The organism is Actinomadura syzygii, from assembly GCF_008085905.1.
GTDB lineage: Bacteria > Actinomycetota > Actinomycetes > Streptosporangiales > Streptosporangiaceae > Spirillospora > Spirillospora syzygii.
In genome coordinates this window covers 1-18,444 of record NZ_VSFF01000005.1, presented here as the reverse complement: position 1 = coordinate 18,444, position 18,444 = coordinate 1, and the positions used below count along the sequence as shown (strand labels likewise).

Genomic DNA, 18,444 nt, shown 5'->3' with positions numbered 1-18,444 from the left:
AAGCTCCCCCGAGTTCGACATCAGGACCGCCGTTCCCGCGCGTAGGCGAGCAGCAGTCCGATGATCAGCAGGCCCAGCACGATCTGCCGCACGCCCTCGGAGATGTTCCACGACGCCAGCAGAGCCGTGAGCAGCGTCAGCATCAGCGCGCCCGCGACCGTGCCGAGCACGTGGCCGCGCCCGCCGAGGATGGACGTCCCGCCGAGCACCACCGACGCGATCGACAGCAACTGGTACGGGTTGCCCATCGTGAGCGAGCTGGTGGACGTGAACCCGAGCAGCACCAGCCCGGCCACCCCGGCGAGCAGCGAGCACGCCCCGTAGGCGACGAACGCGGTCCGCGCGAGCGGCACGCCGGACGCCCGCGACGCCCGCTCCCCGTTGCCGAGCGCGAACACGTACCGGCCGATCCGGGAGGCGTGCAGCAGCCACACGGCGACCGCGGTGATCCCGAGCCAGAGCAGGAACGCGAGCGGGATCCCGACCACGCGGTCGTTGGCGAGCGACGCCAGCAGCGGCACCTTCGCCGACTTCGGCGACCCGTTCGTGTAGACGAGCAGCGCGCCCGCGACGATCGTCCCGGTGGCGAGCGTCATGACCATGGGCGGGACCCGCAGCCAGGTCACCCCGGCCGCGTTCGCGATGCCGACGAGGACGCTCGCGACGAGCGCGACGACGACGCCGGTCGTCCCGCCGGAGCCGGACGCGACCTGCGCGCACACCACCGCCGACAAGGCGACGACGCCGGACACCGACAGGTCGATCCCGCTCATCATGACGACGAGCGTCTGCCCGACGCCGACGATGCCGAGGAACGCGGCCGTCTGCACCAGGTACCGGACGCTCGACACGCTGTCGAAGCCCTTCGCGAACAGGATCGCGCCGATCCACGTCACGAGCAGGACGCCGAACGCCCAGGCGGCCCGGTTGTCGCGGAGCCCCCGCGGCAGGGTGATCGCGGTCATCAGTCCGTCCTCTCCCGCGTCGCGAACGTCTTGACGGCGATCGCCACGATCAGCACCGCCCCTTGCAGGATGAGCTGGTAGAACGGCGACAGGCCGGTGAACAGCAGCAGGTTCGTCAGCAGCCCGATCAGCAGCGCGGCCAGCACGGTCGCGCGCATCTGCCCGACGCCGCCGAAGAAGCTGACCCCGGCGAGCACGGACGCGGCGATCGAGTTGAGCGTGTACGGGGCGCCGATCGTCGCGTCCCCGGACCCGGTCTGGATCGCGAGGCCGATCCCGGCGAGGCCGACGAACACGCCCGCCAGCGCGTAGGCCGCGATCTTCACCTTGCGGGTGCCGATGCCGCTCGCGTACGCGCCGTGCTCGTTGCCGCCGACCGCGTACAGCGAGAGGCCGAACCGGGTCGTCCGGACCGCCTTCCACAGCACCAGGACGGCCACGATCACGAGGACGGGCAGCGCGAGCCCGTTCCACCCGTTGTTGTAGGCGTCGACCAGCCCGGACGGGACGTGCCCGCCCGGCTGCGGCAGGACCACCAGCGTGACCCCGCCCCACAGGAACGACGCCGCCAGCGTCACGATGATCGGCGGCAGCCCGGCATAGGCGACGAGCACGCCGTTCGCGGCGCCCGTCGAGGCGGCGGCTGCCAGCGCGAGCGCACCGGCGACGACGACGCCGTCCTCGGCGCGGACGGCGAACACCGCCATCGCGAGCGCCAGCACCGAGCCGAGCGACAGGTCGATGCCGCCCGCCAGCATGACGGTGCTCTGCCCCATCGCGGCCAGGATCAGCGGCAGGAACTGCGCCGACAGGATCGTGATCGACGCCGGGGTGAACAGCTCCGAGTCGTAGTGGCTGTACGCGGCGAGCAGGACGACCAGCAGCGCGCCGAGGCCCGCCACGTCAAGGTTTCCGCGCAGAGCGCCGGTCAGGCGTTCAGACATTCGTTCCCGCCTCCGTGCCGGTGACGGAGGCGCGGACGAGCCGCTCCTCGGTGAGGTCGGCGCCCGCCAGCCGGTCGACGACGGCGCCCTCGTACATTACGGCGACCTCGTCGCAGAGGCCGACAAGTTCCATGGTGTCTCCCGACGTGACCAGCACCGCGACGCCGCTGTCGGCGAGCCTGCGGAGCAGGTGGTAGATCTCCCGCTTGGTGCCGACGTCGATGCCGCGGGTCGGCTCGGCGAGCAGCAGCACGCGCGGCCTGGACGGCAGCCAGCGGGCCAGCGCGACCTTCTGCTGGTTGCCGCCGGACAGCCGGCGCGCCTCCTGGTCCGGGCCGGTCACCTTGATCCGCATCCGCTCGACGAGGTCGTCGACGAGCCGCGCCTCCGCGCCGCGGTCGACGGTGGTCAGCCGCCTCGCGGGCGTGACGACGTCCAGGTTGGTGAGGGACAGGTTCGCCCGGACGGTCTGCGCCACGTGCAGCCCCTCGACCTTGCGGTCCTCGGGCACGTAGGCGATCTTCGAGCGGATCGCCTCGCGCGGGGACGCCAGGCGCGCGGGACGGCCGTCGAGCTCGATCCGCCCGGTGTGCTTGACCAGGCCGAACAGGGCGCGGAGCACGGCCCGCTGGCCCTGCCCCTGGAGCCCGCCGAGGCCGATGATCCGGCCGGGCTCCAGGTCCAGGTCGACGTCGGCGCAGGCGCCGGGGACGGTCAGCCCCCGCGCGCTCAACACCGGCCTGCCCGCCGGGACGGGCGGCGCCGCGGGGGTCTCCTCGGCGGCGGCCTTGTCGGAGGCGATGGCCTCCTCGGACGGGATGGCGAGCGCGTCCTCGCCCTCCACCGGCGCCGCGACCTCGCCCGCCTTCGGCGGGAACAGGTCGGACAGCTCGCGCCCGATCATCAGGTGGACGATGTCGTCGTGGCCCGTCTCCGCGCGTTCGCGGGTCGCCATGACCTCGCCGTCCTTGAGCACGGTGAGCCGGTCGGAGACGGCGAACAGCTCGCCCATCCGGTGGCTCACGATGATCACGGACGAGCCGGCCGCGCGCAGCTCGTCCACGACCGTGAAGACGCCCTTCACCTGGTCGTCGTCCAGCGCGGACGTCGCCTCGTCCAGGATCAGCAGGCGCGGTTTCGAGGCCAGCGCCTTGGCCAGCTCGACGAGCTGCTGGCGGCCGAGCGGGAGGCGTCCGGCCCGGGTCATCGGGTCGACGTCCAGCCCGACGCGCTCCAGCAGCGGCCGCGCCCGCCGGGCGAGGTCGCGGCGCAGGACGAACCCGCGCCGCGACGGCCACTGGCCGAGGAACACGTTCTCGGCGACGGTCTGGTGCGGGTTGAGGCTGAGCTCCTGGTGCACCGAGCCGATCCCGACCTCGCGGGCGCGGTGCGGCGACCAGGACGTGACGGGGTCTCCGTCATACACGACACGTCCGGAATCGGGCGCCAGCAAACCGGTGATCAGCCCGAGCACCGTGCTCTTGCCCGCGCCGTTCTCCCCGACGAGGGCGAGCACCTCGCCCGCGCGGACGTCGAAGCTCACCTCGTTGAGGACCCGGTTGCCCGCGAAGGACTTCGAGACCCGCTCGACGGCCAGGAGCGTCATCGCTACTTGCCGATCAGCTTGTCGATCTCGGACTGCGGCAGATCCTGGATCGGGTAGGAGTCGTCCGGCTGGTCCGGCTTGACGTACTGGTCCAGGGTGTCGTCCGTGATCTTGGGCAGCGGGACCGTGATCTGGTTCGGCACCGTGTCGCCGCCGGCCTTGGCGACGGCCGCGCGCAGCGCGATCACGCCGAGGTAGTTCGGCTGCGCGGTGGACAGCGACGAGAACCCGCCCGCCTTGTTGTCCTTCCACAGCTTCAGGAACCCGTTGTAGTTCTCGCCGGTGATCGGGACGAGCTTCTTCTTCTGCTTGATCAGCGTCTGCAGCGCGGCGGCCGAGAGGGCGCCGCCCTGCGAGAACACGCCGTCGATGTCGGGGTTCGCGGAGTACGCCGAGGCGAACGCCTGCGCGGCCGGGGCGAGGTTGTACTCGCTGTGCACGTTCGCGGCGACCTTGATGCCCGGGTACTTCTTCAGCCCCTCCTGGGCGCCCTGCCAGCGCTCCTCGCTGACCGCGACGCCGGCCGGGCCGTTGAAGGCGATGATCTTGCCCTTGCCGCCCAGCTTCTCGCCGAGCCACTCGCCCATCATCCGGCCCCACTCCTTCTGGTCGGTGCCGACGCGCACGACCTTCTCGGAGGTGACCAGGCTGTCGAAGTTGGCGACGGTGATGCCCGCGTTGACGGCCTGCTCCAGCGCCGGGTTCAGCGCCGTGGAGGAGCCCGCGTCCACCAGGATCACGTCGTACTTCTGCTGGATCATGGCCCTGATCTGGGCGATCTGCTGGGACGTGTCGCCGTTGGCGTTGAACACCTGGTAGTCGGCGACCTTGCCCTCGCCCTTCAGCTTCGCGACGTCGTCCTTGATCATCTTGTCGGTCTGCTGCATCCAGGACGGGGTCAGGTAGATCGTGGACCAGCCGACCTTGAGCGCCTTGGCCTTGCCGCCCGACTTGTCGTCGGACTTGCCGTCGCCGGAGTCGACGCCGCACGCTGCGGTCGCGGCCAGCGCGCCCACCGCCGTGATGGCCACGACGGCGCGCGTGAACCTACCGTTCATGGGGGTTCTCCTTGTGACTGTCCGGAACCCGGGGCGGGCTCCGGCGAGATGGGCGGGGGGAGTTCGGTGTCCTTCGAGGTCAGGCGGGTTTGAGCGCCCGGCCCGGAGGATGGTGCGTGGCGTCCTCGGTGAGGGCGCCGCCGCTGAGGACGGGCACGCCGTTGACGACGACGTGCCCGACGCCGTCCGCGGGCGTCCGCGGACGTTCGTAGGTGGCCCGGTCGGTGACCGTCTCGGGATCGAGGACGACCAGGTCGGCGGCGCGGCCCGGCTCGACCCGGCCGCGGTCGCGCAGCCGGAACCGGTCGGCGGCGCGGCCGGAGAGGTGGACGGCGGCCTGCTCCCACGTCCAGTCCCCGAGGTCGCGGACGTGCCGGCCGAGCATCCTGGCGAACGCGCCCCAGCCGCGCGGGTGTGGGTGTCCGCCCTGGTAGATGGCGTCGGAGCCGGTCGTCTGCGCGGGGTGCCTGAGCAGCGCCCGGACCGACTCCTCGCTGTTGGTCGGCGGCTGCGCGAACACGCAGCCCGCCTCGAGCCGGGTGGCGACGAGGAGGTCGCAGCAGAACTCGGCGGGATGCTGCCCGGCCCGCTCGGCGGCGGCGGGCAGCGTCAGGCCCTCCGTCCAGCGGTACTCGTCGGCCGGGACGTGCGACAGCGTGATCCGGTGCCAGATCGGCGCCTCGTCCCACTCGCGCTCCAGCCGTCCCCGGATGCCGGGGTCGGCGAGCGCGTCCAGCGTCGCGTCGAGGTCGGCGATCGGCAGCCAGGACGGCAGCGTGACCAGCGTCAGCGTGCTCGATCCGCGCAGGTAGGGGTAGCTGTCGAAGGTCAGGTCGATGCCTTCGGCGCGGGCTCCGTCGACGAGCGCGACCAGCTCCTCGCCGGGGCCGTGGTAGTGCGAGACGTGCGGGGCGACGCCCGCGGCGCGGGCGATCCGCAGAACCTCGGCCATCGCGGTCGCGGCCAGCGACTCGTAGCCGCGCATGTGCGTGACGTAGGGCAGCCCGGCCGCGCCGACCGGCGCGCAGAGCGCCGCGACCTCGTCGGCCTTGGCGTAGGCGCCGGGCACGTACTCCAGGCCGGTCGACAGCCCGGCCGCGCCCTCGGCCAGGCCCCGCTCGACCAGTGCGCGCATCGCGTCGAGCTCGTCCCGCTCGGGCGCGCGGCGGTCGGTGCTCATGACGCCGTGCCGGATCGTCCCGTGGGGGAGCAGGTAGACGGTGTTGAGCGCGGTCCGGCGGTCGTAGGTGCCGAGCAGGTCGGCGACCGACACCGGCCCGCCGTCCAGCCCCGGGTGGGTGCCGTTGACGGGCGCGAAGTACCGGCTGACGTACCGGAGGGTCGCGGGGCTCGCGGGTGCGTAGGAGACGCCGTCCTGCCCGAGGACGAACGTCGTGACGCCCTGCCGCAGGGCCGCGAGCTGCACGTCGGCGTCCAGGACGGCGGCGTCGCCGTGCACGTGGGTGTCGATGAAGCCCGGCATGACGTACCGGCCGGTCGCGTCGATCACCGTGGCCGCCGCCGCGTCCGGCAGGACGTCGACCGCGGCGATCCGGGACCCGGAGACCGCGACGTCCGCACGGCGCGCGGGACCGCCGGCGCCGTCCAGCACCGTCCCCCCGCGAACCAGCAGATCGTACATTGGACCTCATTAACCCCACAGAGCAGGTAACCGGACATCCATGCCGGTTGCCCCGGAGGTTATGCGGACTCCCAAGACCGGCGCCAGTTTTGCAACACATGATTTTGCATTGCACAACCAGCGTATATCCGCAGGTGAGCGCCTTGTCCAAGGGGCGGAGCGGCGCGTGTCCAGGCAGCGCGGAGCCGCCCCGCGAAACGATCAGAGGGTGAGCGGCCGGAGGATCGGGGCGAGCGGCTAGAGGATCGTCGTGCCCCAGACGACGTTCACCGTGTGCCGGGCGCCCTCGGAGTCGGTGAACGTGAGGCTGCCCTTGCCGGGCAGGCCGATGATCGCGGTGCGGAGCGTGAGCGTCAGCGTGGTCGTGCCGTCCGGGCGCATGTCGCCCCGCGTCTCGGACAGGGCGAGCTGGTTCGTCGACGTCACCGCCGTCCACGTCACCGGCCCGCTCTTCGCCGCGAGGGTGACCTGGGCGGTCTTCGTCCCGTACAGCTCGACCTTCGCCGGGTTCACGACGAGCGTGCCCGGCCCCGCCGGGGCCTGCGACGACGGCGGCCGCGGCGAGTGCGACGGGTTCTTCGTGCGGTCGTCCGTCTGCGGGACGACGGGCGGCTGGCCGGGATGTCCCGGCGTGCCTCCGCCGCCGCCGCCCGGCCCGCCGGTCGGGTCGCCGCCGCGGCCCTGCGCGTCCGGCGGCCGCTCGTGCGTGACGTCGGGCTGCGGGGCGGGGCGGAACGGCGTCCAGGCGCCGAGGCCGGGGCTCATCATCAGGACGGCGACGATCGCGGTGGCCAGCGCGGCCGCCATCACGCCGCCGGTGACCAGCCAGCGGCGGGTGAACGCGGACGGCACGTCCGGCTGGCTCGGCAGCCCGGCCGGGGTGAGCGCGCCGCCGCGCGCGGCGATGTCGGCCCGGTAGCCCGCGAGCTCCGGGTCCGTCGCGGTGTGCATGACGCGGTGCCGCAGCGCGGCGGGCAGCATCGGGGCGGGCGCGCGGCCGAGCAGCGCGGCGGCCGTCACCCGGCCGCGCCGGACGCAGGCCGGGCAGCCCGCGGCATGCCGCTCCGTGGCCGGGTCGACCGGCACGGCCTCCGCGCGCCGACGCAGGAGGCGCGGGAGCGTCCGTTCGATGGGCCGCTCCGGCGGGGGCGGGTCGAGCGGCTCCTCCCGGTCGCCGCGCGTCGGGGGACGGGCCGCGAGGACGGCGACCGCCGTGGACCGCGCGTCCTCCCGCTCGCCCGACGACGCGGTCGCCCCCGAGGCGTCGGACGCGCCCGACACCGCGCACGCCCGGTTCGCGCGGTCGACCTCCTTCTGGAGCGCGGTCTCCAGCTCCGTCCGGGCCCGCCGCACCCGCAGCGCGGCCCGCCGGGGGGACAGCCCGAGCGCCGCGCCGAGCCGGGACGGGCGCAGCCCGTGCCGGAACGCCAGCAGCGACACCTCCTGGTCGACCGGCTCCAGCCGGGCCAGGCCCGCGCGCAGCAGGCCGTGCAGCTCGTCGGACGGCGGCCAGTCTCCGACGGGCCCCTCCGGCTCCCCGCGGCTCAGGAACGGGACGTCGGAGAACTCGGCGCTCCGGTCCCAGAAGAGGATCTTGACCCGGCCGCGCCGGACGCAGCGCCGCCGCGCCGCCCCGTACAGCCACGAGCCGAGCTGCAGGTGGTCGCGCATCCGAGGCGCGCGCCGGGCGGCGTCGATGAACGTGTCGTGCACGATGTCCGCGGCGACCTTCTCATCGCCGGACATTGACAGAACGTAGTCGTGAATGCGCTCACCGTACTCGTCATAGAGCGCGGCGAGCGCCGCCTCGTCCCCCTCGTTCAGCCCTTTGACCAGCTTTCGGTCGGCCACGTGTGCGGAGGGCGACAACCTTGGCATCCACGCTCCCGGCACCGGCATGGGGCGTCCGCCACCATGGGATCGTCCGGACATTCAGCCCACCTTGCATACACCCCCGGACCCCGTCCGCACCAGTTGAACGCCCGAATTGGGGGGAGGTGCGGGCATCAGGGGGTGATGGCGAGGAACTCCCGAAGTTTCGTCATCGCCCTGGAGACGGTGGACTTGACCGTGCCGACGCTGACGCCGAGCGTCTCGGCGATCTCGCGCTCGGACATGTCCTCGTAGTAGCGGAGCATGACGGCGAGGCGCTGCCGCTCGGGGAGGCGGCGCAGCGCGCGGGTGAGCACGTCGCGGGTCTCGCTGCGGCCGGCGTGGTCGTCGTCGGCGGGACGGTCGGGCAGCCGGTCGGTCGGGTAGACGTCCAGCTTCTGCCGCCGCCACCAGGAGATCTGCGTGTTGACCATGGCGCGGCGGACATAGCCGTCGACGGCGGCGCGGTCCTCGATGCGGTCCCAGGCGAGGTAGGTCTTGGCCAGCGCGGCCTGGAGCAGGTCCTCGGCCTCCGCCTCGGCCCGGTCGCCGGTCAGCCGCCGCGCGGCGCGCAGCAGCACGGGACGGCGTTCCGCGACGTACGCGTGGAACTCTTCCTGCCGTGTCGCGTTCACCTCACCACCGGAACCAGGGGTCGGGAGCCGCTCCGGACCGGCGAGCCGAGCGCACTCCGATACGTTCGACGATCGCATGCGGATCGTAATTTCGGTCCTACAGATTGAATATTTCCGGGTCAACCAGTTTATAATCCTCAACCGAGGTGCATCGAACTTCCTCCACCGGCTGACTTATCGCGACAAATCCGTCGACAGCTCTGGTCACCGCGCGTGACTCTTGACTCACTGTCCTAACAGCAGTCGCCCTGAGTGATGATCGATCCCCGGAGCCCCCGCGATGCAGCCACCCCACCGCCGTGGAGCGAACCGCCGCAGATACCGGACGGCCGTGCTCGGCGCGTCCGCGGGCGGCGGGATCCCCGACGGCGCCGGACGTCCACTGCGCGTCGTGACAGGAATCGTCCTGGACGCGAGCCCGCATCTGCTCGTCCTGGGCGCCCCCGGCGGCGGCGAGACGCGCGTCGCGATGAGCGACGCGACGGCCGTCTGGCACGGCGGCCGCACCGGTCTGGCCGCCCTCCGGCCGGGGCGCCCGGCGATAGTCCGTCTGAAAGCCACCGGCGACGCCGGGGGTGGTGGGTACGGGGCTGATCGGGTTTGGCTGGGCATCAGCCGCGTGACCGGGACGATCCTGGCGTGCGGGCGAGACTCCGTCGACGTCGACATGGGGCCGCACCGCGGCCGCACCCGGGTCGCGATCCCCCCGAACGCCCTGGAACGGGTTCTCGTTCGGCATCCGCGGTTGGAGCCCGGTTACCTGATCGACGTGATCTGCGTCGGGTCGCCGGACGGGCCGCGGGCGGTGCGTCCCGGCACGTCCCAGCCCGGCTACCGGGCCGACGACCTCGCCGCGCCGGAGGTCACCGCGCCGGTGCCCGAGGTGCTGCGCGGCACGGCGACCTGGTTCGGCGGCGCGGACGAGCGGGGAACGGACGTCCCGGACCCGGCGGACGGCGCGGCCTACCCGGCGGTCGACCCGGAGGGGGACGCCGGGGGCTGCGCGGACGCCCCGTCCGGCTGCGTCGCGTTCCCGTACCTGTCCATCGGCAGCGAGATCGTCGTGCACAACGAGTGCGGCGGGCGCGCCGCCGCGGTGCCGGTCGTCGAGTGCGGCTGCGCGGCGGCCCGCTTCTGCGACCGGTGCGCCGACTGCGACGCCACGCCGCGCGGGCGGATCGTCGAGTTGACCCCCGCCGCGTTCGCGGGGCTCGGCGGCGACCTGGAGTCCGGGTGCTTCAACGCCGCCGTCCGGCCGGTCGGGACGGCTGGGAGGGCCGTGTCATGGTGACCGTGTTCCAGAACACGCAGGTGCTGCTGCTCGCGGCCGTGCTGCTGATCGCGTGCCTCGCGAAGCTGACCGTCCGGGAGGAGGTGCCGGGCGCGCCCGACCACGTGCACGGCGTGCCGGTGCCCGCCGGGCTGGCCCGGCTGACGACGGCGCACGGCGGCCGCCGGATGACGGTCGGGGTCGGGGTCGGCGAGGGGATGCTCGGCCTCGCGCTGCTGCTGACCTCGCACCTGTCGGTGCGGCTGGCGACGACGGTCGTGTTCGCGGCGGCGACGTGGGTGGTCAGCGAGCTGCGGGTGCGTCGCCCCGACGCAGGGTGCGGCTGTTTCGGCGGGCTGAGCGGCAAGAAGGTCGGGCGGCGCAGCGTGCTCCGCGCCCTGCTGTTCACCGCCGCCGCCGTCGGGTCGCTCGGCGCGCCGCTCGCCGGGTTCGACGTGCTGCTTGACGTCCAGGCGCAGGTGGGCCTCGTCCTCGTGGTGGAACTCGGCCTGTTCGCGGCGCTGTCCCCGGAGCTGTCGACGCTGCTGCGGCGGCGCGGGCTGCTCGGCGGGGGCGGCCTGCCGCACGGGCCGGGACGTCCGGCGACGCCGTGCGAGCGGCGGCGCAGCCCCATCCAGGAGACCTACGCGACGCTCTACGACAGCCAGGCGTGGACCGAACACGAGAACCTCATCGCGAGCGCCGTGCCGCTGGACGTGTGGCGCGAAGGCTGCTGGCGCTTCGTGGTCTTCCCGGCCCGCCTGGACGAACGCGACGTAGAGATCGTGTTCGCCGTCTCCACCGCCGACCGCGACAGAACCGTCCGCTCATCCGTCCTCACCGCAGAGACGGCCCTTTCGTCCACCTCGTAGAGGCGGCCCGGTTCACCAGTTGGGTTCGGGGACCAAGACCGTCCGCTTGGCCGTCCTCGCCGCGGAGACGGCCCTTCCTCCGCCTCCTGAGACGGGGCCGGGTCACCAGTCGGAGTCGGGGGGCGTCGTCCTCTGGGAACTGGTCGTCGTAGATGGCGAGTTCGTCCTCGGCATCGAGGTCGGCGTCTTCGGGGTCTTCTTCGGGACGCGGGGGCGGCGCGCCGCCGCCCACGTCGGAGGGGTGGTCCTCCCAGCCGGGGGTGTAGGCGTAGTCGGGGCCGGACTCGCGGTCGGGCACTCGTCCGCCCTGGTCCTGCTGCATCGCGGACAGATCGTCATCGTCGTCGCCGTGCTCGTCGTAGACGTCCTGGCCACGGAAGCGGTCGTCGTCGCTCATCTCTCCCCCGAGAACGGAGTCCGAGTCGGAGTCACGTCCGTCCGGACGCGCCGGACCGGTCATACCCAGATGGCCCCGAGGACACCGGCTTCACCTCTCTACAACTCTCTACCAAAAATCCTAGAGAGAAATAGAAAGCCCCAGAAGACAGGCAAGTGAAATCTACGGCTTTCTAGAATCACGGCTAGAAAGCCGAATACTCGGCGGACATCACGTCCGCATGCGCTTCTCTACGACTCTCTAGCCATCACGCTAGACAGTCCCAGAAAACCAAAGCGCAGCCCGCGCGACGGCCGAACGCGCTGGCCAACGCCCGTCGAACGGACGAGCAGACAGGCGGACGGCAGACAGGTGGACGGCGGACGTTGGGCGGGCATCGGCGGAGAGCCGGGCCCTGGAGTGGGCTGAAATGGGTTAGGCGGGTTGGGAACGAAGGAACTTGCCGAAGTGTGGGACGGTGAAGGCGACCATGCCGCGTTCGGCGCTGTAGATGAGGCCCTTCTTGATGAGGCCGTCGCGGGCGGGCGACAGGCTGGACGGTTTGCGGCCCAACTCGTCCGCGACCGAGGCGGTCGGGACCGGGTCGTCGCCGAGCATGGCCATGGCGCGCATGTAGTCGCGTTCGGCGGGGGTGGCGCGTTCGTAGCGGCTGCCGAAGAAGCCGACCGCTAGCTCGCTCTCCGCCTCGGGGGCGGCGACCTTGATGTCGTCGGCGGTGATCGGGGTGTCGGGCGCGACGTCCCAGACGACCTTGGCGTACGCCTGCACGAAGTACGGATATCCGTCGGCCGCGCCGTACAGCGCGTCGAGGGCCTCCTCGGTGAAGGTGACCTCTTCGCGTTCGGCGGGGGCGAGCAGCGCGTGGTCGGCGGACTCGCGGTCGAGCCGGTCGATGCGGGCGTAGCGGAACAGCCGCTCGGAGTAGGACTTGCTGGCCGACAGGACCGCCGGGAGGTGCGGCAGCCCGGCGCCGACCACGATCAGCGGGCCGCCGACCTGCGACAGCTCGTGGCACGCGGCGCACAGCGCGGACACGTCGTCGGCCGGGACGTCCTGCATCTCGTCGACGAAGAGGGCGATGCCGGCGCCCACGTCGGTGGCGACGGACGCGGCGTCGACGAACAGCTCGGTGAGGTCGATCTCCAGGTCGCCGGAGTCGGCGCGGCCCCGCGAGGCGGGCACGTCGATGCCGGGCTGCCAGCGGTGCGCGCGCGCCTTCGCCTTGCCGGACGGCGGCTCGGGCTCGGACTGCGCGAACGCCTTGAGCACGCCGAGGAACTCCTCGATGCGGTCGGGCGCGCGGTGCCGGGGTGCGAGCTCGCGGACGGCCCGGTGCAGCGCCGACGCGACCGGCCGCCGGATTGACTGGTCGGGCCGGGCCTCAATCTTGCCCGTCCCCCACAGGCGCTGGATCGCCATCGACCGGAACGCGTTGAGCAGCACGGTCTTGCCCACCCCGCGCAGCCCGGTGACGATCATGCTGCGCTCGGGGCGGCCGCGGGCCACCCGTTCGAGCACGACCTCGAACTGCCGCAGCTCACGGTCGCGGCCGGCCAGCTCCGGGGGACGCTGCCCGGCGCCAGGGGCGTAGGGATTGCGCACGGGGTCCACGCTGTCGGACTCTATGAGGCGATATAGCTGCGGCCGTAGATTTGCGTAGAAACCGCTGCGGCGTGTCGCGTGCGGCTCGTGCCGCCGGACGCGGTGCGCGGGGCTCTGCACCCCCCTCGTGGCCATCGTCGCGACCATGTCGCCTCCCCGGGCGAGCGCGTGTTCGAGCGAACGGTCGAACTTCTGTTCGACTATTCGAACACACTAGCGCATGGCTCCGCGCCCGTCATCCGAACCCCGGAACTTCGCGCGACGAACCCGCGACGATCCCGCGACGCGGCGGACCGCGCCCCCGGCAGCCGACCGGGAGCGCGGCTGTCCGCGCACGTCATGACGTGATTCAGAGGCTCTCGTCGGCGGCCGAGCGGTGCGGGACCTGCTCCGCCGGGACGGTCCCCATGCGTCCGGCCTGGAAGTCCTCGAACGCCTGGACGATCTCGTCCCGGGTGTTCATCACGAACGGCCCGTACCGCGCGATCGGCTCCCGGATCGGCAGCCCGCCGAGGACGAGGATCTCCCACCCGTTCGCGCTCGCGACCGGCTGGCGCTCGGCGGCCTGGACGACCAGCCCGTCCGTCTCGCCCCGATGGTGCGAACCGGCGAAGACGGCGAGCTGCCCCTCGTCCAGCCCGGCCTGCTCGACGCCCGCCGTCCCGCGCCCGGACAGGACGTACACCAGCGCGTTGAAGTCGCGCGGCCAGGGCAGCGCGAGCCGCGCGCCCGGCGCGACCGTCGCGTGCAGGTAGTTGATCGGCGTGTAGGTGACGCCCGGCCCGTCGTGTCCGGCCACCGACCCGGCGATGACGCGCACCAGGGACGACCCGTCGTCCGAGGCCAGCAGCGTGACGTCCTGCGCCTTGATGTCCTGGTAGCGCGGCGGCACCCATTTCTGGGAGCGCGGCAGGTTCACCCAGAGCTGGACGCCGTGGAACAGGCCGCCCTTGGCGACCAGCTCCGGCGGCGGCTGCTCGATGTGCTGGATACCGGACGCGGCCGTCATCCACTGGGTCGCGCCGTCGGAGATGAGCCCGCCGCCGCCCGTGGTGTCCTGGTGCTGGAACGCGCCGTCGATGATGTAGGTGACGGTCTCGAACCCGCGGTGCGGGTGCCAGGGGGTGCCGCGCGCCTCGCCGGGCGCGTACTCGACGGCGCCCATGTGGTCGAGGAGCAGGAACGGGTCGGCCAGAGACAGGTCCATCCCGGGGAACGGACGCCTTACCTCGAAGCCCTCGCCCTCGAGCTGGCGGTTCGCGGTCACGACCTTCGCCACCCGGCGCCAGTCGGTGTCCGTGGCGGACGGCACGGGCAGGCGGGGAAGGGTCAGCGGGTCGGCCATCACGGCGGGCATGGGGACCTCCATCTCTCTGGCGCCCGTCCGCGCGTCGGGCGGTGCGCCGTACCCCACAACATAGTTGATGCTTCAACTATTTCCACGAGCGTACGCGACCCCCTGCTACCGTGGAAACAGCGAGAGTTAGTTGAACGTTCAACATACTCTATACTCGTGAGAATGAGTGAACCTCGCTGGCTCGATGCCACCCAGCAGCGCGATTGGCGGGCATACGTCGACGGCAGCGTCCGGCTCACCGAGATCATGGACCGCGACCTCAAGACCAAGCACGGCCTGTCGGTCTCGGAGTACGAGATCCTCGTCCGGCTCTCCGAGGCGCCCGAGCGGCGGCTGCGCATGGCCGAGCTCGCCGAGAACGCCAGCCAGTCGCGCAGCAGGCTGTCCCACACCTGCTCGCGCCTGGAGTCCAAGGGCCTGGTCAAACGGGACAGCTGCCCCAACGACAAGCGCGGCGTCTACGCGCACCTCACCGACGAGGGCTTCGCGGCGCTCGACCGGGCCGCCCGCGACCACGTCGAGACCGTCCGGAACTTCTTCATCGACGTCATCGAGCCCGACGACCTGGCCGCCATCGGACGGGCGTTCAACCTCGTCCTCAAACGGCTCGGCCCGACGAGCTGAGCCCGACTAGCTGAGACCGTAGCGCGCGGCCGACCCTCACAGCGGGACGGTCACCCCCGTCAGGAAGCCCACCGACACCAGGGTCAGGAACACCCAGGCCAGCATCATGCCGTGGCCGAACGTCCGCCAGCGGCCGCCGACCTTCCAGACCAGCAGGCCGCCGAGCCCGAACGCCAGCATGATCAGCGTGATGAACTGCGGCAGCAGGCTCGGGCGGCTGCTCGTCATCAGCGGCCCGTACATCATCACCGCGTCCACCAGCAGGAAGATCCCGAACCCCGCGACCAGCGACCGGACGTCGCGGCCGAGGAACGCGCGGCCGCGCTCGGCGGCGGCCTGCGCCCAGTCCGGGCCCGCCTGCGCGCCCGCCCCCTGCTCGACCTCCACGTTGTGCGCCACGGCGAAGATCTCGTCTTCGAGGCTAGGAAGGTCCCGCTCCTGACGTTCCGCCATGCCGGCTCCCTGGGGCCGGTCACCGCGGGCGACATGCCCGGCGGACGGATGAGTTCACGGCCCGTCCGTCCCGGCCCCTTTCCGGCGGGCGCGCCGTCAAACGCACGGTAGCGAATCCAGGGTCGCACGCGCACGGCGCACGGCATGCCATGCTTGGGAATATGCCAGGTAGAACGCCTGAACGCCGACCCGCGCCCCGTGCGCTGCCGGTAGCGCTCGCCCTCGTCGTGGCGGGTGCGGCAGCCGGTTGCGGCGGCGGGGGCGAGCCCGGCGAGTCGTCGCCGCCCGCGACCCCGTCCGGGACGGCCGCGTCACCGTCCGGCCCGTCCGCGACGCCGACGAAGCAGGAGCTCCAGGCGACGGTCAAGCGCGTCACGGCGGGCGACCTGAAGTACTCGTGGCGGCGCGGCTGCCCGGTCTCGCCGTCCGGGCTGCGGATGATCGAGATGTCCTACTGGGGCATGGACGACAAGACCCACACGGGCGGGCGGCTCGTCGTCAACGCGAAGGCCGCGGACGACCTCGTCTCCGTGTTCCGCAAGCTGTACAAGATGCGCTACCCGATCGAGCGCATGGAGCCGGTCGACAAGTACAAAGGCAGCGACTTCGACTCGATCGAGGCCAACAACACGTCGGCGTTCAACTGCCGTCCCGCGACGGGGTCGACCTCGTTCTCCCAGCACGCCTACGGGCTGGCCATCGACATCAACCCGTGCCAGAACCCGTACGTCTACGCGGACGGACACGTCGCCCACAAGAAATGCGCCAAATACAAGGATCGCAGCAACGACGACCCGGGCGTCATCCATCGCGGCGACAAGGTCGTCAAGGCGTTCGCCTCGATCGGTTGGGGCTGGGGCGGCGTGTGGAGCGGCGCCCGCGACTACCAGCACTTCTCCAGCTCGGGCCGCTAGGGCGGGCGGGAACGCGGGGCCCGTGACGCGGACGGCCCGGGACGCCGGCCGCGTACGAACCGGACGCTAGAGCGCGACCATGGCGACGACGAGGATCACGACGACGGCCACCACGGCGGCGACGCCGACAATGACCGCCATGTTCGGCCCGGACTTCTGCGGCTGGGCCTGGTTGGCGAAGTTCTGGAACTGGTGCGTGGTACCGGCCGGATCTTGGGGCGTCTCTGACATGCGGACGAGGGTAACGGATGGCATTCGTCCGAGACGGGCGGTTTGACGGGTGGACATACCGCCCCCGGCGTTCAAGCGGCGGCGGTCGACCGCGTTCGAGCGGAGAGTGTGGGATTCGAACCCACGAGGACTGTCCCCAGCCCTGGGCGCTTTCAAGGCGCCTGCACTAGTCCACTATGCGAACTCTCCAGGGTGACCATCGCCAACGATAGCGGGCACGGCGCGGTGGGTTCGACCGCATAACGCGGCTCGGTCGGCCCTCGGCCGCCGGAACTCAGGACGATGTAGGACGCTGGTACGCGAATCCGTCACCGACCACGGCGGCCAGGTTCAGGTACGCCTCGCGGGTCGCGAGCGCGAGCTGCTCCAGGTCGACCTCCGCGCCCTCTTCCAGGTGGTCGTCGTAGGGGATGCGGACGACCGCGCGGCAGCGGCTCTCGAAGTGCGCCTGGAGCTTGTCCAGGTCGACCTGGCTGCGGGTGCGGTTGCGGACCATCGACAGCACCACCACGCCGTTGCGGACGAGGTGCCCGTGGTCGTGCGCCTCCAGCCAGTCCAGGGTGGCGCTCGCGGAGCGGGCGCCGTCCACGGACGGGGAGCTGACCAGGACGAGCTGGTCGGCGAGGCTCAGCACGCCCGCCATCGCGGAGTGCAGAAGGCCCGTCCCGCAGTCGGTGATGCAGATCGAGTAGTACTGCTCCAGGACGACGGCCACGGCGGCGTAGTCCTCGGCGCTGAACGCCTCGCTGACCGCCGGGTCGCGGTCGGACGCGAGCACTTCGAGCCGCGCGTTGTTCTGCGACGTGAACGCCCGGACGTCGGCGTACCGGTGGATCTGGTCGCGGTTGTTCAGCAGGTCGCGGACGGTCGCGGCGGTCTCCAGCTTGACCTTGTCGGAGAGCGTCCCGCGGTCGGGGTTCGCGTCGACGGCGATGACGGTGTCGCCGCGCAGCGAGCCCAGCATCGAGCCGAGCCCGGTCGTCGTGGTCGTCTTGCCGACGCCGCCCTTCAGCGACATGACCGCGACGCGGTGGTGGCCGCCCGCCACGGCGGTGCGGGCGCGGGCGATGAGGTCCTTGCGGCGCAGGTCGCCCTGCGACTCGCCGGGGTGGATGTTGCCCGCCGTCGCCTTGTAGACGGCCCGCCGCCAGCCCGAGGACGGCGCGATGCGGCGCTCGCCGAGCAGGTTCTCGGAACTGAGGCTGTCGGCGTTCTGCGGGTCCATCGGCGGCTGCTGCGGCGCCTGGCCGGGGTAGCCCTGCTGCTGCGGGTACCCGTACCCCTGCGCCGGCTGCCCGGTGTTCGGGTCGACGGGCTGGTACGGCTGCCCGGTGTTGGGGTCGACCTGCTGGTACGGCTGGCCCGTGCTCGGGTCGATCGGGGGGCCGTACTGCTGCTGAGGGGCCGCGTTCGGGTCCTGCTGGTACGGCTGACCGGTGTTGGGGTCGATCGGGGTGGCGTACTGCTGCTGCGGAGCGGCGTTGGGGTCCTGCTGGTAGGGCGGGCCCGCGGCCGGGTCCAGCATCGGCGGGAACTGCTGCTGCTGGGCCGCTGTGGAGTTCGGGTGGTGCTGGTAGAGCTGACCCGTGTTGGGGTCGACCGGCGGGTAGGGCTGGCCGGTGTTGGGGTCGGCGAACGGGTACGGCTGCATGCCCGCGTTCGGGTCCTGCGGCTGGTACGCCTGCCCGGCGGCGCTCGGATCACCCTGCGGGAATTGCGGCTGTCCGGCGTTCGGGTCGCCTGGCGAGAACGGCGGCTGGCCCGCGCTCGGGTCCATCGGCGGGAATTGCGGCTGTCCCGCGTTCGGGTCGCCCGGGGAGAACTGCGGCTGTCCGGTGTTCGGGTCGCCGGGCTGGAACGGCGGCTGGCCCGCGTTCGGGTCCATCGGCGGGAATTGCGGCTGTCCCGCGTTCGGGTCGCCCGGGGAGAACTGCGGCTGTCCGGTGTTCGGGTCGCCGGGCTGGAACGGCGGCTGGCCCGCGTTCGGGTCCATCGGCGGGAA

The 18,444-nt window shown here is 72.1% G+C and carries 17 protein-coding genes and 1 tRNA gene; 4 read left to right on the top strand and 14 right to left on the bottom strand.

The annotated features are described in order from the left end of the window. Window positions 1–20 precede the first annotated feature (20 nt). From FXF65_RS12560 to FXF65_RS12530, 7 genes are all read right to left on the bottom strand, one after another. Window positions 21–965 (bottom strand): ABC transporter permease, encoded by a 945-nt coding sequence (locus tag FXF65_RS12560; protein ID WP_148350008.1) that lies wholly within the window; start codon window positions 963–965, stop codon window positions 21–23. Continuing rightward, a complete protein-coding gene (locus tag FXF65_RS12555) occupies window positions 965–1,909 on the bottom strand; it encodes an ABC transporter permease (RefSeq protein WP_148350006.1) in 945 nt (314 codons plus the stop codon). Before FXF65_RS12555 ends, FXF65_RS12560 begins: the two co-directional genes overlap by 1 nt. Beyond that, window positions 1,902–3,515: a sugar ABC transporter ATP-binding protein gene (locus tag FXF65_RS12550; RefSeq protein ID WP_148350004.1), complete on the bottom strand. Its 1,614-nt coding sequence runs from the start codon at window positions 3,513–3,515 to the stop codon at window positions 1,902–1,904. The genes FXF65_RS12555 and FXF65_RS12550 overlap by 8 nt, the downstream gene beginning before the upstream one ends. Window positions 3,516–3,517: 2 nt before the next feature. Then, window positions 3,518–4,573, bottom strand: a complete 1,056-nt coding sequence (locus FXF65_RS12545) for an ABC transporter substrate-binding protein (RefSeq protein WP_148350002.1) — start codon at window positions 4,571–4,573, stop codon at window positions 3,518–3,520. Window positions 4,574–4,652: 79 nt separating this feature from the next. After that, a complete protein-coding gene (locus FXF65_RS12540; RefSeq protein WP_187412253.1) occupies window positions 4,653–6,215 on the bottom strand; it encodes an N-acyl-D-amino-acid deacylase family protein in 1,563 nt (520 codons plus the stop codon). 237 nt (window positions 6,216–6,452) lie between these two features. Continuing rightward, window positions 6,453–8,066 carry an RNA polymerase sigma factor gene (locus FXF65_RS12535; protein WP_187412252.1) on the bottom strand — a complete coding sequence of 538 codons (1,614 nt, stop codon included), beginning with the start codon at window positions 8,064–8,066 and terminating at the stop codon, window positions 6,453–6,455. 155 nt (window positions 8,067–8,221) lie between these two features. Then, complete coding sequence (locus tag FXF65_RS12530) at window positions 8,222–8,722, bottom strand: SigE family RNA polymerase sigma factor (protein ID WP_246198531.1); 501 nt, start codon at window positions 8,720–8,722, stop codon at window positions 8,222–8,224. A 280-nt stretch (window positions 8,723–9,002) separates the two neighbouring features. Here FXF65_RS12530 and FXF65_RS43690 point away from each other — a divergent pair, with 280 nt between their 5' ends. After that, a complete protein-coding gene (locus FXF65_RS43690) occupies window positions 9,003–10,013 on the top strand; it encodes a hypothetical protein (protein ID WP_246198529.1) in 1,011 nt (336 codons plus the stop codon). Next, window positions 10,007–10,864, top strand: a complete 858-nt coding sequence (locus tag FXF65_RS12525) for a MauE/DoxX family redox-associated membrane protein (protein WP_148350589.1) — start codon at window positions 10,007–10,009, stop codon at window positions 10,862–10,864. The genes FXF65_RS43690 and FXF65_RS12525 overlap by 7 nt, the downstream gene beginning before the upstream one ends. On the opposite strand, the gene FXF65_RS12520 is transcribed toward FXF65_RS12525, so the two are convergent. The 3 genes from FXF65_RS12520 to FXF65_RS12510 all read right to left on the bottom strand — a co-directional run bounded on the left by FXF65_RS12520 (window position 10,830) and on the right by FXF65_RS12510 (window position 14,220). Continuing rightward, entirely contained in the window at window positions 10,830–11,261 is a 432-nt protein-coding gene (locus tag FXF65_RS12520; protein ID WP_148349996.1) for a hypothetical protein, read from the bottom strand. The two genes, FXF65_RS12525 and FXF65_RS12520, sit on opposite strands and share 35 nt — an antisense overlap. Window positions 11,262–11,675: 414 nt before the next feature. Further along, window positions 11,676–12,863 carry an ATP-binding protein gene (locus tag FXF65_RS12515; protein ID WP_425458749.1) on the bottom strand — a complete coding sequence of 396 codons (1,188 nt, stop codon included), beginning with the start codon at window positions 12,861–12,863 and terminating at the stop codon, window positions 11,676–11,678. A 349-nt stretch (window positions 12,864–13,212) separates the two neighbouring features. Continuing rightward, window positions 13,213–14,220, bottom strand: a complete 1,008-nt coding sequence (locus FXF65_RS12510) for a pirin family protein (protein WP_148349994.1) — start codon at window positions 14,218–14,220, stop codon at window positions 13,213–13,215. 162 nt (window positions 14,221–14,382) lie between these two features. Here FXF65_RS12510 and FXF65_RS12505 point away from each other — a divergent pair, with 162 nt between their 5' ends. Then, the gene (locus FXF65_RS12505) at window positions 14,383–14,844 is read left to right on the top strand and encodes a MarR family winged helix-turn-helix transcriptional regulator (protein ID WP_148349992.1); all 462 of its coding nucleotides are present in this window, start codon (window positions 14,383–14,385) and stop codon (window positions 14,842–14,844) included. Between the two features lie 36 nt (window positions 14,845–14,880). On the opposite strand, the gene FXF65_RS12500 is transcribed toward FXF65_RS12505, so the two are convergent. Continuing rightward, entirely contained in the window at window positions 14,881–15,297 is a 417-nt protein-coding gene (locus FXF65_RS12500; RefSeq protein ID WP_148349990.1) for a hypothetical protein, read from the bottom strand. Window positions 15,298–15,458: 161 nt separating this feature from the next. Between FXF65_RS12500 and FXF65_RS12495 the strand changes: the two genes are divergently transcribed. Further along, the gene (locus FXF65_RS12495; protein ID WP_148349988.1) at window positions 15,459–16,211 is read left to right on the top strand and encodes a M15 family metallopeptidase; all 753 of its coding nucleotides are present in this window, start codon (window positions 15,459–15,461) and stop codon (window positions 16,209–16,211) included. Window positions 16,212–16,277: 66 nt separating this feature from the next. Here the strand turns inward: FXF65_RS12495 and FXF65_RS12490 are convergent, their stop codons facing one another. The 3 genes from FXF65_RS12490 to FXF65_RS45245 all read right to left on the bottom strand — a co-directional run. Continuing rightward, window positions 16,278–16,442 (bottom strand): hypothetical protein, encoded by a 165-nt coding sequence (locus tag FXF65_RS12490; RefSeq protein WP_187412251.1) that lies wholly within the window; start codon window positions 16,440–16,442, stop codon window positions 16,278–16,280. Window positions 16,443–16,542: 100 nt separating this feature from the next. Then, a tRNA-Ser gene (locus tag FXF65_RS12485) sits at window positions 16,543–16,631 on the bottom strand. 85 nt (window positions 16,632–16,716) lie between these two features. Next, window positions 16,717–18,444, bottom strand: a 1,728-nt coding sequence (locus FXF65_RS45245) for a MinD/ParA family ATP-binding protein (protein ID WP_425458747.1), incomplete at its 5' end; no start/stop codon positions are given.

Coding starts and splice junctions, on each gene's coding strand:
- FXF65_RS12555 (WP_148350006.1), bottom strand. CDS start 1,909: ATGTCTGAACGCCTGACCGGCGCTCTGCGCGGAAACCTTGACGTGGCG.
- FXF65_RS12540 (WP_187412253.1), bottom strand. CDS start 6,215: ATGTACGATCTGCTGGTTCGCGGGGGGACGGTGCTGGACGGCGCCGGC.
- FXF65_RS12500 (WP_148349990.1), bottom strand. CDS start 15,297: ATGGCGGAACGTCAGGAGCGGGACCTTCCTAGCCTCGAAGACGAGATC.
- FXF65_RS12505 (WP_148349992.1), top strand. CDS start 14,383: ATGAGTGAACCTCGCTGGCTCGATGCCACCCAGCAGCGCGATTGGCGG.
- FXF65_RS12525 (WP_148350589.1), top strand. CDS start 10,007: ATGGTGACCGTGTTCCAGAACACGCAGGTGCTGCTGCTCGCGGCCGTG.
- FXF65_RS12520 (WP_148349996.1), bottom strand. CDS start 11,261: ATGAGCGACGACGACCGCTTCCGTGGCCAGGACGTCTACGACGAGCAC.
- FXF65_RS12495 (WP_148349988.1), top strand. CDS start 15,459: ATGCCAGGTAGAACGCCTGAACGCCGACCCGCGCCCCGTGCGCTGCCG.
- FXF65_RS12490 (WP_187412251.1), bottom strand. CDS start 16,442: ATGTCAGAGACGCCCCAAGATCCGGCCGGTACCACGCACCAGTTCCAG.
- FXF65_RS12545 (WP_148350002.1), bottom strand. CDS start 4,573: ATGAACGGTAGGTTCACGCGCGCCGTCGTGGCCATCACGGCGGTGGGC.
- FXF65_RS12560 (WP_148350008.1), bottom strand. CDS start 965: ATGACCGCGATCACCCTGCCGCGGGGGCTCCGCGACAACCGGGCCGCC.
- FXF65_RS12510 (WP_148349994.1), bottom strand. CDS start 14,220: ATGCCCGCCGTGATGGCCGACCCGCTGACCCTTCCCCGCCTGCCCGTG.
- FXF65_RS12550 (WP_148350004.1), bottom strand. CDS start 3,515: ATGACGCTCCTGGCCGTCGAGCGGGTCTCGAAGTCCTTCGCGGGCAAC.
- FXF65_RS43690 (WP_246198529.1), top strand. CDS start 9,003: ATGCAGCCACCCCACCGCCGTGGAGCGAACCGCCGCAGATACCGGACG.